The organism is Variovorax beijingensis, from assembly GCF_003951285.1.
Lineage (GTDB): Bacteria > Pseudomonadota > Gammaproteobacteria > Burkholderiales > Burkholderiaceae_C > Variovorax > Variovorax beijingensis.
The window spans coordinates 307,172-320,281 of record NZ_RXFQ01000002.1; the positions used below are offsets into that span (position 1 = coordinate 307,172).

Annotated in this window: 14 protein-coding genes; 5 read left to right on the forward strand and 9 right to left on the reverse strand. The window is 68.5% G+C overall.

The genetic code is table 11. The features are described from left to right. Positions 1-32: 32 nt before the first annotated feature. Both EJO66_RS04455 and metC read left to right on the forward strand, forming a co-directional pair. Entirely contained in the window at positions 33-1,043 is a 1,011-nt protein-coding gene (locus tag EJO66_RS04455) for a Bug family tripartite tricarboxylate transporter substrate binding protein (protein ID WP_125964712.1), read from the forward strand. Between the two features lie 35 nt (positions 1,044-1,078). After that, complete coding sequence (metC, locus tag EJO66_RS04460) at positions 1,079-2,281, forward strand: cystathionine beta-lyase (protein ID WP_124956437.1); 1,203 nt, start codon at positions 1,079-1,081, stop codon at positions 2,279-2,281. 16 nt (positions 2,282-2,297) lie between these two features. On the opposite strand, the gene EJO66_RS04465 is transcribed toward metC, so the two are convergent. From EJO66_RS04465 to EJO66_RS04505, 9 genes are all read right to left on the reverse strand, one after another. Next, a complete protein-coding gene (locus EJO66_RS04465; RefSeq protein WP_124956439.1) occupies positions 2,298-3,134 on the reverse strand; it encodes an alpha/beta hydrolase in 837 nt (278 codons plus the stop codon). Between the two features lie 14 nt (positions 3,135-3,148). Beyond that, the gene (locus EJO66_RS04470) at positions 3,149-3,481 is read right to left on the reverse strand and encodes a DUF1161 domain-containing protein (protein WP_124956441.1); all 333 of its coding nucleotides are present in this window, start codon (positions 3,479-3,481) and stop codon (positions 3,149-3,151) included. 124 nt (positions 3,482-3,605) lie between these two features. Further along, positions 3,606-4,025 carry an SEL1-like repeat protein gene (locus tag EJO66_RS04475; protein WP_124956442.1) on the reverse strand — a complete coding sequence of 140 codons (420 nt, stop codon included), beginning with the start codon at positions 4,023-4,025 and terminating at the stop codon, positions 3,606-3,608. 119 nt (positions 4,026-4,144) lie between these two features. Further along, positions 4,145-6,298 (reverse strand): TonB-dependent receptor, encoded by a 2,154-nt coding sequence (locus EJO66_RS04480; protein ID WP_124956444.1) that lies wholly within the window; start codon positions 6,296-6,298, stop codon positions 4,145-4,147. A 230-nt stretch (positions 6,299-6,528) separates the two neighbouring features. After that, positions 6,529-6,735, reverse strand: coding sequence for a YbdD/YjiX family protein (locus EJO66_RS04485; RefSeq protein ID WP_015866757.1), 207 nt, complete (start codon positions 6,733-6,735; stop codon positions 6,529-6,531). Positions 6,736-6,748: 13 nt separating this feature from the next. Beyond that, positions 6,749-8,815, reverse strand: coding sequence for a carbon starvation CstA family protein (locus EJO66_RS04490; protein WP_124956446.1), 2,067 nt, complete (start codon positions 8,813-8,815; stop codon positions 6,749-6,751). A gap of 108 nt (positions 8,816-8,923) precedes the next feature. Further along, positions 8,924-9,328, reverse strand: coding sequence for a hypothetical protein (locus tag EJO66_RS04495; RefSeq protein ID WP_124956448.1), 405 nt, complete (start codon positions 9,326-9,328; stop codon positions 8,924-8,926). Between the two features lie 135 nt (positions 9,329-9,463). Beyond that, complete coding sequence (locus tag EJO66_RS04500; RefSeq protein WP_124956450.1) at positions 9,464-9,985, reverse strand: C40 family peptidase; 522 nt, start codon at positions 9,983-9,985, stop codon at positions 9,464-9,466. A gap of 9 nt (positions 9,986-9,994) precedes the next feature. Continuing rightward, positions 9,995-10,420, reverse strand: a complete 426-nt coding sequence (locus EJO66_RS04505) for a DUF1801 domain-containing protein (RefSeq protein ID WP_124956452.1) — start codon at positions 10,418-10,420, stop codon at positions 9,995-9,997. Between the two features lie 104 nt (positions 10,421-10,524). On the opposite strand from EJO66_RS04505, the gene EJO66_RS04510 reads away from it, so the two are divergent. Genes EJO66_RS04510 through EJO66_RS04520 form a run of 3 tightly spaced genes read left to right on the forward strand, consistent with a single transcriptional unit; the run spans position 10,525 to position 13,096 of the window. After that, positions 10,525-11,085: a hypothetical protein gene (locus EJO66_RS04510; RefSeq protein ID WP_124956454.1), complete on the forward strand. Its 561-nt coding sequence runs from the start codon at positions 10,525-10,527 to the stop codon at positions 11,083-11,085. Further along, positions 11,082-12,275: a PrsW family intramembrane metalloprotease gene (locus EJO66_RS04515; RefSeq protein ID WP_124956456.1), complete on the forward strand. Its 1,194-nt coding sequence runs from the start codon at positions 11,082-11,084 to the stop codon at positions 12,273-12,275. Before EJO66_RS04510 ends, EJO66_RS04515 begins: the two co-directional genes overlap by 4 nt. A 44-nt stretch (positions 12,276-12,319) precedes the next feature. Beyond that, positions 12,320-13,096: an extensin-like domain-containing protein gene (locus EJO66_RS04520; protein ID WP_124956458.1), complete on the forward strand. Its 777-nt coding sequence runs from the start codon at positions 12,320-12,322 to the stop codon at positions 13,094-13,096. Positions 13,097-13,110: the final 14 nt, after the last annotated feature.

A 13,110-nucleotide genomic window follows, 5' to 3' on the forward strand; every position in this document is an offset into this window, starting at 1 on the left:
TCGTTGTCAGTTCCTATTCCAGGAGTCCCGTCATGTCGTCTGTCTTTCGCATTCCGAGCCTTGCCCGTCTTTCTGTCGCTGCCGCATGGCTCGCGGCCATGGCCCTGCAGCCTGCCTCGGCCCAGCCGCTGCCCGCGCGCAACGGCTTTCCTTCGCAAGCGGTGAAGTTCGTCTCGCCCTTTCCCCCGGGCGGCGGCAACGACGCCACGGCCCGGCTGGTGACCACGCGGCTGCCGGAAATCATGGGCCAGGCCGCAGTGGTGGACAACCGCGGCGGCGCGGGCGGCAACATCGGCGCCAAGTCGGTGGCCGAGGCCAAGCCCGACGGCTACACGGTGCTGACCTCGCAGGTGTCGATCATGGCGGTGAACCCATCGCTCTACTCGGCGCCCGGCTTCGATCCGATCAAGAATTTCGTGCCGATCACGCAGATCAACGCGGCGCCGCTCGCGCTGGTGGTGGAAGCCAATTCGCCCTACAAGACCTTCGGCGACCTGGCCACGCGCGCCAAGGCCAGCCCCGGCAAGGTCACCTATGCCACGCCGGGCAACGGCACGCTCTCGCACCTGGTCGGCGTGGTGCTGCAAAAGGACAGCGGCGTGGACATGACGCACGTGCCCTACAAGGGCGCCGGCCCCGCGCTCACCGACCTGCTCGGCGGGCAGGTCGACCTGCTCGTGACCTCGACCTCCTCGGTCGCGGGCATGGTGCAGAACGGCAAGCTGCGCGTGCTGGCCGTCACCAGCCCGCGCCGCATCGGCGTGTTCGCCAAGGCGCCCACGCTCGAGGAGCTGGGCTACGCCAATGCCCGCTTCGAGGACTGGTACGGCTTCTTCGCGCCGGCCGGCACGCCGCCCGAGCGCGTGGCCTACCTGAACGAAGCCATCGTGCGCACGCTGCGCCTGCCCGAAGTGACCAAGCTCGTGAACGACGGCGGCAGCGAGGTGGTGGCCAACACGCCTGAAGCCTTCGCCGCGCAGCTGCGCCAGGACATCGACCGCTGGTCGCGCATCGTCAAGCTTTCGGGCGCGAAGGCGGATTGACGCACCATAGGGGCCCGCGCCCGCTGGAACACGCCATGTCCGATTCGCCCAAAGACCCCGCAGGCCAGGCCCTCGACACCCGGCTCGCCCACGCCGGCAAGGCCCCGGCCTACTTCGGCGGCTCGCCGGTCAACACGCCGCTGGTGCGCGCGAGCACCGTGCTGTTCGACAGCGTGGCCGCCATGCGCGAGACGCGCGCGCGGCGCGGCGAAGAGCGCGCCTTCAGCTACGGCGCACGCGGCACGCCCACCAGCTTCGCGCTCGAGGACGCGGTGAGCGAACTCGAAGGCGCCCACCGCACGCGCCTCTTTCCCACCGGCCTTGCCGCCATCGGCATGGTGCTGCTGTCGTACCTGAAGCCCGGCGACCATGTGCTGATGTCGGACAGCGTGTACGAGCCGGCGCGCAAGCTCGTGCATTCCTTCCTCGATCCCTATGGCATCCGCTGCAGCTTCTTTGCCGCGGACGGCAGCGGCATCGAGGAACTGTTCGAGCCCAACACGAAGCTCGTGTATGCCGAGTGCCCGGGTTCGCTGGTCTACGAGATGTGCGACCTGCCCCGGCTGGCCGAGCTCGCCCATGCGCGCGGCGCGCTCGTTGCCGCGGACAACACCTGGGGCTCGGGCGTTCAATACCGGCCGCTCGCGCTGGGCGCCGACATCTCGCTGATGGCCGCCACCAAGTACCTCTCGGGCCACTCCGACGTGATGATGGGCACCGTCGCCACCACGCGCGAAGCCTGGCAGCCGCTCAACGAGCGCTGCGACGCCTTCGGCATGACCGTGAGCCCCGACGATGCCTGGCTGGTGCTGCGCGGCATGCGTACGCTGTCCGCGCGGCTGCAGGTGCACGAGCGGCATGCCATGGAAGTGGCACACTGGCTTCAGGCGCGGCCCGAAGTGGCGGCCGTGTTCTGCCCCGCGCTCCCGCAGCACCCTGGCCACGAACTTTGGAAGCGCGACTGCCGCGGCACCAACGGGCTCGTCTCGTTCGAGCTGCAGCCGGGCATCGAGAATGCCGCGGTCGAGCGCTTCGTCGATGCACTGTCGCTGTTCGGCCGGGGCTCGTCGTGGGGCGGCTATGAAAGCCTGGTGGCCTGGGCCGACATGCGCGCGGCCCGCAGCGTGACCGACTGGAGCGCGCGCGGCGCGGTCATCCGGCTGCACGTGGGGCTCGAGGCGCCTTCGGACCTGCTGCGGGATCTTGAATGCGGCTTTGCCGCCCTGGGTGCCGGCTGAAGGCAGCTCCAGCGGCTCAGGCTGCCACCGGCTCGGGAAGAATGGCCGTCAGCGCGAAGTCGACCAGATGGAGCCAGGTCGCTTCGATGCCCATGATGCTGTGGTGGTCCGAGGCAGGCACGGTCTGCACGCTGATGGGCGTCGGCCAGGCCGCGATCAGCTTCTGCGAGCGCTCGGGCAGCACCACGTCGTCGCGCTCGGCCAGCAGCACCTGGGTCTTGGCGGCCACCTCCTTGCAGTGCGTGAGCGAGTCGAAGCGGTGCCGCAGCAAGAGCGCCAGCGGAACCAGGGGAAAGCGCTTCTTCGCCACCTCGAGCATCGAGTCGTAGGGCGTGACCAGCTGCAGGCTCGAGAAATCCTGCTGCGCCACCAGCTGGATGGCCACGCCCGTACCCAGGCTGCGGCCGACCACGTGCAGGCGCGCCTGCGGAAAGGCCTTGCGCAGGTGATTGGCAAACTGGATCGCATCCGCCACGGAGGCGATCTCGGAGGGGTGCCCCTCGGAATCGGCCACGCCGCGGTAGTTGACGGCCGCAAATCCGAAGCCCTCCGGCAGCCAGTGCAGCGCCTGCGCGGTGGCGCGGACGTCCTCGCCGCGGCCGGCAAAATAGATGAACAGGTCCTGCAGCGCGTCTTCGCCCTGCGGGTGATAGACATAGCCGCGCACCATGCCGCCCGGCACGGTGTGGGAGTAGGTGGAAAAGTCGTCGGACAGATGGACGACCGGAAGCTTCCGGGCGTTGAAGAGGATGTGCCCCTGCCGCGTGGCCAGCAGGGTCCAGTACGCCGCAATGCCGCCAATGGCGGCGGCAGAGGCCGAGAGTGCAATGCGAAAGGCTTTTGAAGATGACAAGGCTTGGCTCCTGCCTATTTCTTGCAGTTGCCGCCGACGGACACCGTGCCGTCCTTGCACTCCGTCAATATCTCTTCGTCAGCCGGGCCCGCGCCCGGGCGCGCCGGCGCCGCACCAGTTGCGGGTGCGCCTTCGCGCTGGTAGACGATCTTCTTGCTGCCGAGATCGCAGCTGCCCACCACCTGGCCGGCCGCCTCTGCATTGGCATCGACGGTGGTGACGGTGAAGCGCGTCACGCCGGCTGCGGCAATCTTCGCTTCGATCTGGGTGCGCAGGGCTTCGCAGTTTTCGGCGCCGTGGGCGGTGCCCGCCAGGGCAAGCGCCATGGGAATCAACCAGGGTTTCATGATGAGTCGGCCTCGCAGCGGAGGGTTTGGCAAACGAAGAGTCTAGCCCTTCATTTTCCAGGGACGCATCCCCGCGCGCCATGCGGTAACCAGGCGTCACTGCACGCTCAGCGCACTCGCTGGCTCAGCCGCAGGCGTTCCTGCCGGCCGGAGACTGGCGCAACCTGTTGAGAAAGGCGAGCTGGACCCTGGCCGTGTCGCTGCCCTGCGAGGCGGCGCGCAGCATCCACTGGCGGGCCTCGCAGCGGTCGGCCTTGATGGCGGAGCCGTACAGCGTCGGCCCCGCCAGCAGCACCATGCCCAGCATCTCCTGCGCCTCGGCGTTGTCCTCCGCCGCCGCTTGCCGAAGCTGTTCGAGCATCGATCGGTAGTCGCGGGCGGCCTGCGCTTCCAGTGCCAGCTGGAAGCGCTGCTCGGCATGCAGCACGACGCCCGCATCGAGCGGCTCGGCCACGGAGAGCGCCGCCGCAAGGCAGAGGGCGGCCGACAGGCCGATGCGCCAGCGCAGCGACCCGCTTGCGATTTGATTCAATTCGGATGCCATCGATGTTCTCCACCACTCAGTTGCGTGGAGGCCATCGTGGCAGCAAGCGCCGGCCGCAAGAAGCTGGAATTCACGCAGCCAGGCTCAGCCGGCGCCTGAGTCCTTGCGAGCCATCCTCTTCAGAACTTCGCGGTGAGTGCCACCTGCAGCTCGCGTCCCGGCCCCGGCATGATCAGGTTGTCGACGCTGCCGTGCGCGGAGACGAAGTACTTCCTGCCCGTGATGTTCTTCAGGTTGACCGAGAGTTCATAGCGCTCGGTCTTGTAGCTCGCGGCCAGGTCGGCCGTGACGTACGAAGGCAGCGTCACCAGGTTGCTGAGCGAGGCATAGCGCGCGGCCACGTAGTTCACGCCGCCGCCCGCGCTCAGGCCATGGCCCAGGTCCTTCATGAGCCACACGAAGGCCGAGTGCCGCGGCGTGAGCGGCGCCACCTTGCCCTGCACCGGCATCGCGGCGCCGATGGGCAACTGCAGCGAGCTCACGGTGGCCAGCGACTTGACCATGCGGCCGTCCAGGTAGGCGTAGCCCGCGCTGACGTCCCAGCGCCCCGGCAGCTTGCCGGCCAGCGCCAGCTCCATGCCGTTGGTGCGCTGCGTGCCCACGTTGATCTGCCGCGCCGGGTTGGACGGGTCGGTGTTCTTGATGCCCGAGCGCTCCAGGTTGAAGAGCGCGGCGGTGAAGTTGAGCGCGCCGTCCAGGAAGTCGAGCTTGGCGCCGATCTCCTTGTTGACGGTGATCTCGGGATCGTTGGCCGCGTTGTTGGCCGACAGCGCGAAGGTCTCGGCCGAAGGCTGGAACGAGCGGCTGTACGACACGTAGTAGGACTGCGAGTCGCTCGGCTGCCAGACCAGGCCCGCGCGCGGGCTGAACTTGCGGTCGGTGCGCGAGAAGGGGGCCAGCGTGCGCTCGAAGGAAGTCTCCTGGCGGAAGTCGTCGTAGCGTCCGCCGACGAGCGCCTTCCACTGCGGCGCCAGCGTGATCTGGTCCTGCGCATAGAGCGCGGCCGTCTTGAAGGTGGTGTTGCTCGGAATCGCGCCGTTGGCCAGGTAGCTTGCGAGCGGGATCGGCGGCGGCGCGGAGACCGGGTGCAGGATGCTCACGCGCTCGAAGCCGGTGGCCGAGGACACCGTGTACGCGCGCTTGTCCTGCTTGCCGAGCTCGGCACCGATCAGCCATTCCTGCTTGAAGCCGCCGAGTTCGTTGCGCCATGTCAGGTCGGTCTGGTTGAACCAGCCGCTCTCGTCGCGGTCGACGAAGCCGCGGGTGCGGCCCACGGTCATGCGCACCGGGTCGGTGGTGCCGCTGGGCAGGGTGTTGAAGCGGTCGAGCTCGTAGCTGTAGTAGCGCGTGGTGTTGCGCAGGCTCAGCGTGTCGCTGAAGCGGTGGTTGAGCGTGGCGGTGAAGGACTGCACGCGCGTGGTGGTGGTGTCGTCGCGCTTCGCGAAGGCCGAGCCGTAGTAGGTGCCGATCGGCACGTTCACCGGGCGGCCGTTGAGCGCCGGAATGCCGAAGTCGGTCAGCCGCTGGTCGTAGGCGTTGGTGTACTGCAGCAGCAGGTCGGTCTGCGGGCTGAACTTCATGGCCAGCGAGGGCGCGATGCTGTAGCGGTCGATGAACTGCTGGTCGCGGTAGCTGCCCGACTTTTCGCGCGCCACGTTGAGGCGGAAAGCCATGTTCTCGCCGATGGGCCGGTTGAGGTCGGCCGTGAGCCGCTTGAAGTCGTGGGTGCCCAGGCCCAGCGACACCTCGCCGAAGGGGCGCTCGAAGATCGGCTTTTTCGTCACGCGGTTGACCAGCCCGCCCGACGAGCCGCGGCCGTACAGCACGGCGGCCGGGCCCTTGAGCACCTCGATGCGCTCGGTGTCCGACAGGTCGCGGAAGTACAGCGCGTCGTCGCGCACGCCGTCCACGAACCAGTCGGCGATGGCCGTGAAGCCGCGGATCACCACCTGGTCGCGCTGGCCGTCGCCCGCATTGAAGGAAACGCCGGGCGCATTGCGCAGCGCGTCCTGCATGGAGGTTGCGCCCTGGTCGCGCAGCAGCTGCGCGGGCAGTACGTTGACGGCCTGGGGAATGTCGCGCAGCGGCGCGCTGCCCTTGGTGGCCGTGCTGCCGACCGACGGGGCATAGCCGGGTTCCTGCTCGGAGGTGACGGTGATCTCCTGCAGCGTGCTGGCGGAGGTCTGGGCCTGGGCCGCGCAATGCAGCACGGCAAGGGTGGCAATAAAGAGCGGCGTGCAGCGAAGGCGCACGGCGGGCGGGCGAGCGGACATGGAGAATTTCCCTCAGGGCGATTTTTTTGAATCGCGAAGCGCCATGCAGCTTCTTCCATCGATCGGATGGAGAAACCGCATGCGCCCTGCCTGGAGAAAATCTGGGTTGGGTCCTTTGCCCGGCTCATACCGGCGCATGGCCGGCGTTTCCTGCAACAAAAGTTCGCTTCGCGCGAACGGCGGGATTGTAAACACGGCCGCACTGTTTGCGCGCGGCGCCGCCGCGCTCTTCAGCAGCAGCGCCCCTTGCCTCCGCCGTAGCGCGCCTCGAGCCGCTCGCGGAAGAAGGCCTCGTAGCTCATCGGCGGCTGCTCGGGGTGCGTGGCCGCCATGTGGGTCAGGTAGGCGTCGTAGTCGGGCAGCCCGACCATGAGCCGCAGCGACTGCTTGAGCGAGCGGGCGAAGTAGCGCCCGGCCTCCGGCAATGCGAGAGCCATGGCACCCTCCTGCTCAGCGCGCCGCCGAGGTGGCGAGCGGTTCGAACGGCGTCTCCTGCGCGGTCGGCCGGTGGGCCGCGCGTGCCGCGAGGCAGGCCTTGATGCTGTAGACCAGCACGCTCAGCACCACGAACATGAAGAGCGCGCACAGCGCCGCGTCGAGCCGGTCGTTGAAGACGATGCGCGACATGGCCTCGGGCGTTTTCGCCGGCGCCACCAGCACGCCGTTGGCCAGGCCTTCGGTGTAGCGGGCCGCATGCGAGAGGAAGCCGATCTTCGGATCGGGCGAGAAGATTTTCTGCCAGCCGGCCGTGAGCGTGCAGGCCAGAAGCCATGCGGCCGGCGCAATGGCCACCCATGCGTAGCGCTCGCGCTTCATGCGGAACAGCACCACCACGCCCAGCAGCAGCGCCACCGCGGCCAGCATCTGGTTGGAGATGCCGAACAGCGGCCACAGCGTGTTGATGCCGCCCAGCGGATCGACCACGCCCTGGTAGAGGAAATAGCCCCAGGCCGCCACGCACAGCGCCGTGGCAAACAGGTTGGCCGGCAGCGAATCGGTGCGCTTGAGCGCGGGCACGAAGCTGCCCAGCAGGTCCTGCAGCATGAAGCGGCCGGCGCGGGTGCCGGCGTCCACGGCCGTGAGGATGAAGAGCGCCTCGAACAGGATCGCGAAGTGGTACCAGAAGGCCATCATGGCCTGCCCGCCGATCACCTGGTGGAGGATGTGGGCCATGCCCACGGCCAGCGTCGGCGCACCGCCCGCGCGGCCGAGGATGGTGCTTTCGCCCACGTCCTTCGCGGTCTGCACGAGCATCTCGGGCGTGACCACGAAGCCCCAGCTCGAGATGGTCTGCGCCGCCTGCTGCGCAGTGCTGCCCACCAGCGCGGCCGGGCTGTTCATTGCAAAGTAGATGCCGGGCTCGATGCACGAAGCCGCCACCAGCGCCATCACCGCCACGAAGGATTCGGCCAGCATGCCGCCATAGCCGATGAAGCGCGCATGGCGCTCGTTGTCGAGCATCTTGGGCGTGGTGCCCGAGGAGATCAGCGCATGGAAGCCCGACACCGCGCCGCAGGCGATGGTGATGAACAGGAACGGGAACATGCTGCCCGACCACACCGGCCCGCCGCCCTGCGCAAACTGCGTGAGCGCGGGCATCTGCAGCGTGGGCATGACGAACACGATGCCCAGCGCCAGCGCGATGATGGTGCCGATCTTCAGGAAGGTCGACAGGTAGTCGCGCGGCGCCAGCAGCAGCCACACCGGCAGGCTCGCGGCCACGAAGCCGTAGCCCACGAGCATCCAGGTGAGCGCCTTGCCGTCGAAGGTGAAGAGCGGCGCCCACGCGGGGTTCTGGCTCACGGCCTGGCCGCCGAAGATGGCGAGCATCAGCAGCACGAAGCCGATCAGCGACACCTCGCCGATGCGCCCCGGACGGATGTAGCGCAGGTACACGCCCATGAAGAGCGCCACCGGAATGGTGGCCGCCACGGTGAAGGTGCCCCAGGGCGATTCGGCCAGCGCCTTCACCACGATCAGCGCCAGCACCGCGAGGATGATGATCATGATCATGAAGGTGCCGAACAGCGCGATCATGCCGGGCACCGTGCCCATCTCCTGCTTGACGAGGTCGCCGAGCGAGCGGCCGTCGCGCCGGGTGGAAATGAACAGGATGATGAAGTCCTGCACCGCGCCCGCGAACACCACACCCGCCAGCACCCACAGCAGCCCTGGCAGGTAGCCCATCTGCGCGGCGAGCACCGGGCCCACCAGCGGACCGGCGCCCGCAATGGCCGCGAAGTGGTGGCCGAACAGCACGTTCTTGTCGGTCGGCACGTAGTCCAGGCCGTCGTTGTGGCGGTGCGCCGGCGTCTTGCGGTTGCCGTCCAGCCCCAGCACCTTCTCGGCGATGAACAGGCTGTAGTAGCGGTAGGCGATCAGGTAGGTGCAGACCGCGGCGGTCACCACCCACAGGGCGTTGACGCTTTCACCGCGCGTGAGGGCCACGGTGCCCAGCGCGAATGCGCCGGCCACGGCCACGACGAGCCACACCAGGTGGCGGCGGATGCTGTGCATGGGAATGTCTCCTGGGAATGAACCCGGGAGTGTTGCCGCAGGGGCGCGCGGGCGCATCCGTCGGACCGCGCGGCCCGCGTGCGTGGCTTTGCGTAATGGAAAACCCTGCTAGCGAACCGTCGACATCACCGTCGCGCGGCAGCGGGGCTGGTCGCGCGGCGCCAGCAGGTTGCAGTTGTCCAGCGCGCGCTGCTGCATGTCGCTGAGCCGGGGCTGCTCGCCGGGCGGCGGGCCGTCCCACCGGCGGTAGGCCGGCGGCGGAGGCGGCTGTTCGGCCCAGCGCTCGCGGCGCTCGTATTCGCGCCGCTGCTCGCGTTCGTAGGCGCGCTGCTCGCGGCGGTCATAGCGCTCCTCGCGGTCGCGCTGGATGCGCCACATGCAGGTGTTGAAGTCGACGCCGGAGCGGCCGCTGGCGCAGTAGCGGCGGTCGTTCTCGTAGGGGTCGCCGCGCTGCGCGAACGCCGGGAGGACGGTGGCAAGGCCCAGGACGGCCAGGGCGAAGATTTTTTTCATGGGAGACCTCTCCGAGCTTCGGTGATACCGGCACAGCATGCCATACCGGCCAGACCCCCCAAGGCAGGCATCCCCCTAGAACCAACGGCAACACCCATGCGTTGAGTGAGATTGGGGCAGCGTTTCTCTTCGAGGCTAGAGCCGGCGCGCCTGCATCGGCTGGCGCGACCAGTAGATGCCGTCCAGCCGGTCGAGCCGCACCTCGCCGCCCGTCGAGGGCGCATGCACGAACTGCCCAGCCCCCACGTAGATGCCCGCATGCGACGGCGTGGACGCGCCGAAGAGCACCAGGTCGCCCGAACGCAGCTCGGACGTGGGCACCGGGCGGCCGAAGCCGGCCATCCGCGCCACGGTGCGCGGCGTGGCCTGGCCCGCGCTGTTCCTGTACACGTAGCCGATGAGCCCGCTGCAATCGAAGCCTCCCTCCGGCGTGTTGCCGCCGTAGCGGTACGGCGTGCCGACCAGGCCCAGCGCATGGATCGCGACGCCGCTCGATTGCTCGGCCGTGAGCACGGGAGGCGGCCCGTAGCCGGCCCCGGGCTGCGGCGCCCGCGGGCCTGCGCAGCCCAGCACCAGCAGGCAGGCGCCTATGGGCAGCAGCCGAAGAAGCAGCAGCGGCATGCGGGGACGTGGCGTGGGTGCGGATGCGTCGGGCATTTGGTTCCTTCAGGACTTGGCCGTCTTTTTCTTCGCAGGCTTCGGCTTGCCGGCACTGTTGAGCGCGACCGCCTCGCGCACGAGCGCCCCGAAGGCGGCCTCGTCGACTTCGTCGCCTTCGAAGATGTCGATCGCGCGGCGCATGTTGCCGTCCAGGCTCGCATTGAAGAGGCTGGCGGGATCCGGCAGCGAGGCGCCCTTGGCGAAGGTGAGCTTCACCTTGTCCTTGTAGGACTCGCCCGTGCAGATGATGCCGCCATACGACCAGACCGGCGTGCCCATCCACTTCCATTCCTCGACCACGTCCGGTTCCGCCTGCCTGATGAGCTTGCGCATGCGGCCCAGCGTTTCGCCGCGCCAGCCGCCGAGCTCGGCGATCCGTTGCGAGATGAGCTCCGATGCCGGCTGGCCGGTGCTCGCGTGCGACTTTTTCATGTCTGAGGGTGCTTCATTTGCAATGACCGTGGAGGATAGCCATGCATCGAAGCAATGCAAAGCGCAGAGGGCCAGCGCCAGCCATCGTATGGCACGATCGCCGCATGCCCGAGCCATCCCGCCGCATACCGTACCGCACCTGGCCAGGCGCGCTCGCGGTGCTGCTTGCCATTGCCGCCTACGTGGGCGGCCTGAGCTTCTGGGACAGCCGCACGCCCGGCGCCCGGCCGCTGCCCGCGGGCGAAACGGTGTCCGTCGGCCATGCCAGGTTCGTTCCCGCCAGCGGATGGGAGATGGACGTGTCGCGCTCCAGGGCTGGCCAGTCGCTGATGCTGTTCAAGGGCGGCCACAAGTTCCTGGTGACCACGCGTGCATGGGCCGGCGGGCCCGACGGTCCGCTGATGCGGCAGCAAAGGCTCATGGAGCGCGGCCAGCGCCTGAACATCGATGGCGACGTGTCCGACTTCGTCACTTCATGGGGCCTGCAGGGCAAGACCTTTGCGTACTACGGATCGAAGCTGGCCGGCCGCTTCTGGCAGGTGGTCGACCTGCAGCGCCGCTCGCTCGTGCAGATCGATTGCTACGGCGCCAGCGACGGCCTGAACGAGGCGATGGCCGACGCGCGGCGCATGCTGGAATCCATGGACCTGGAGGCACCGCAGTGAGCCCGCCCGCTTTCGAAGGCCAGCAGGACCGCGGCGACTGGCCGATCGGCACCGATTCGTTCTTCCAGCCGCAGCGCGCGGCCTTCTGGCTGCTGGCGGCGCTGATCGTCAACGGCCTGCTCTACACCATCAACATGTTCTCGATGGGTTTCCGTGTCGTCCCCGTCACGGCCCTGCTGGGCATCCTGGTGTGGGGCATCTACACGCTGCTTTTTCTTTTGGTCTTTCGCATGCTCGACCTGCTCGAGCAGCACCCGCCGGAAGCCTTCGTGCTGGCCTTTGCGTGGGGCGGGTTCGGCGCCGTCTACTTTGCCGCGCCGGCGAACATCGCCATCCAGAGCCTGTGCGCCAAGCTGGTGTCGCCGGATTTCGTGGCGCTCTGGGGGCCGGCCATTGCGGGCCCGATCACCGAGGAGTTCCTGAAGATCGCCGGCGTCATCCTGCTGGTGCTGGTGGCACGCAACCAGTTCCAGACCTACCTGTCGGTGCTGATCGTCGGTGCCATGGCAGGACTGGGTTTCCAGGTGGTCGAGAACCTCAGCTACACCGTCAACGCCTCCATGCATTTTCCGCTCGAGAACCAGGTGTCTCCGGTGCTCATCAACCTGCTGACGCGCGGGCTGCTGAGCGGGCTGTGGAGCCATGCGGCCTACACGACGATCGCGTCCTTCGGCGTGGCCTGGTTCCTGCTGCATCCCGAGCGTTCGCTGGCGGCGAGGATCGCCTGCGCCGTTCTGTGCTTCGCGCTCGCATGGGCGATGCATTTCATCTGGAACTCCCCATGGCTCGAAGACCTCTTCGACGGCGGCTACGGTGACATGGCCGTGATGCTCGCCGTCAAGGGCATTCCCGCGTTGGTTGCGGCCGGGCTCTTCTGGCGCGTTGCCGCGCGCGAAAACGGCGCCTACCTGCATGCGCTGGCCGCCTACTTCGTGCCGGAGCGCGAGCTGATCCGCGACGACGAGTGGATCCGCCTGGGTGCGCCCCTGCAGCGCTACAAGATTCGAAGGCAGATGGGCTGGACCTTCGGGCTGCGGGCCAGGCGCCTGAAGACGCAGCTGCAGCGCGAACAATTGCGGCTGATCCGCAAGGCCATGACCTACGGACGCGGCGCCCAGACGCTGCGGCATGAAGTGGCGATCAGGCGCGTGCGGGCCGAACTCGATCCGCTCATCGCCGCGCAGCCCTGAGGAAGGCTTCAGGCACGGCGCCTTGTCTGGCATTCATCGAGATCATGGCCCTGGATCCTTCCGAGCCCCCGGCAAAGCCCGCGCCTTCGCGCCGCAAGCGCTGGCTCGGCATGGCCGCGGTATGCGCCGCGCTCGCCGCGGCTGCATGGGCCGTCGCAACAGGCACCATCGAGATCCCCGAGCGCTTCAATCCGTGGGCACCGCTCGACGTGGCGGCGCCGCCCGACTGGCTGACCGGCTTCAAGCTCGAGCGGGCCCGCCGCGAGCCGGCGCGCTGCCTTGCGGCGCTGGCGCAGACCGGCATGCAGTACGAGCTGCTGCCCGACCGCGTCACCGGCCCCGGCTGCGGCTTCAGGAACGCCGTGAGGCTGCGCTCCGCCGGCGTGCGCCTGGGCACGGCGCCTTCATTGAGCTGCCCGATGGCACTGTCCTTCTTCATGTGGGAGCGGCACGCGCTGCAGCCGGCCGCCAGGCAGCGCTTCGGCCAGCCGGTGGTGGCCATCGAGCATCTCGGCAGCTATGCCTGCCGCAACGTGAACCGCGGCGACGATGCCATGCCGGGCCCTTCGCGCAGCCGGCATGCCACGGCCGATGCGCTGGACGTCGCCGGCCTCACGCTGGCCGACGGCCGCCGCATCACGGTGCTGCAAGCCTGGCCCCGCAGCAGTGCCGCGAGCACGGACGATCCGGCGGCGCTGCTGCTGCGCGATGCGCACCGCGGCGCCTGCCGATTCTTCAACGGTGCGCTGGGACCCGACTACAACGCCGCGCACAGGGACCACTTCCACCTGGAGACCGGCGGGTACGACATGTGCCGCTAGCATCTTGAAGCTGA

Excerpts from the sequence above, each read along its gene's own strand:
- EJO66_RS04490 (WP_124956446.1), bottom strand. The coding sequence starts at position 8,815 with ATGCACAGCATCCGCCGCCACCTGGTGTGGCTCGTCGTGGCCGTGGCC.
- EJO66_RS04455 (WP_125964712.1), top strand. The coding sequence starts at position 33 with ATGTCGTCTGTCTTTCGCATTCCGAGCCTTGCCCGTCTTTCTGTCGCT.
- EJO66_RS04505 (WP_124956452.1), bottom strand. The coding sequence starts at position 10,420 with ATGAAAAAGTCGCACGCGAGCACCGGCCAGCCGGCATCGGAGCTCATC.
- EJO66_RS04485 (WP_015866757.1), bottom strand. The coding sequence starts at position 6,735 with ATGGCTCTCGCATTGCCGGAGGCCGGGCGCTACTTCGCCCGCTCGCTC.
- EJO66_RS04510 (WP_124956454.1), top strand. The coding sequence starts at position 10,525 with ATGCCCGAGCCATCCCGCCGCATACCGTACCGCACCTGGCCAGGCGCG.
- EJO66_RS04480 (WP_124956444.1), bottom strand. The coding sequence starts at position 6,298 with ATGTCCGCTCGCCCGCCCGCCGTGCGCCTTCGCTGCACGCCGCTCTTT.
- EJO66_RS04500 (WP_124956450.1), bottom strand. The coding sequence starts at position 9,985 with ATGCCCGACGCATCCGCACCCACGCCACGTCCCCGCATGCCGCTGCTG.
- EJO66_RS04495 (WP_124956448.1), bottom strand. The coding sequence starts at position 9,328 with ATGAAAAAAATCTTCGCCCTGGCCGTCCTGGGCCTTGCCACCGTCCTC.
- EJO66_RS04475 (WP_124956442.1), bottom strand. The coding sequence starts at position 4,025 with ATGGCATCCGAATTGAATCAAATCGCAAGCGGGTCGCTGCGCTGGCGC.
- EJO66_RS04470 (WP_124956441.1), bottom strand. The coding sequence starts at position 3,481 with ATGAAACCCTGGTTGATTCCCATGGCGCTTGCCCTGGCGGGCACCGCC.
- metC (WP_124956437.1), top strand. The coding sequence starts at position 1,079 with ATGTCCGATTCGCCCAAAGACCCCGCAGGCCAGGCCCTCGACACCCGG.
- EJO66_RS04520 (WP_124956458.1), top strand. The coding sequence starts at position 12,320 with ATGGCCCTGGATCCTTCCGAGCCCCCGGCAAAGCCCGCGCCTTCGCGC.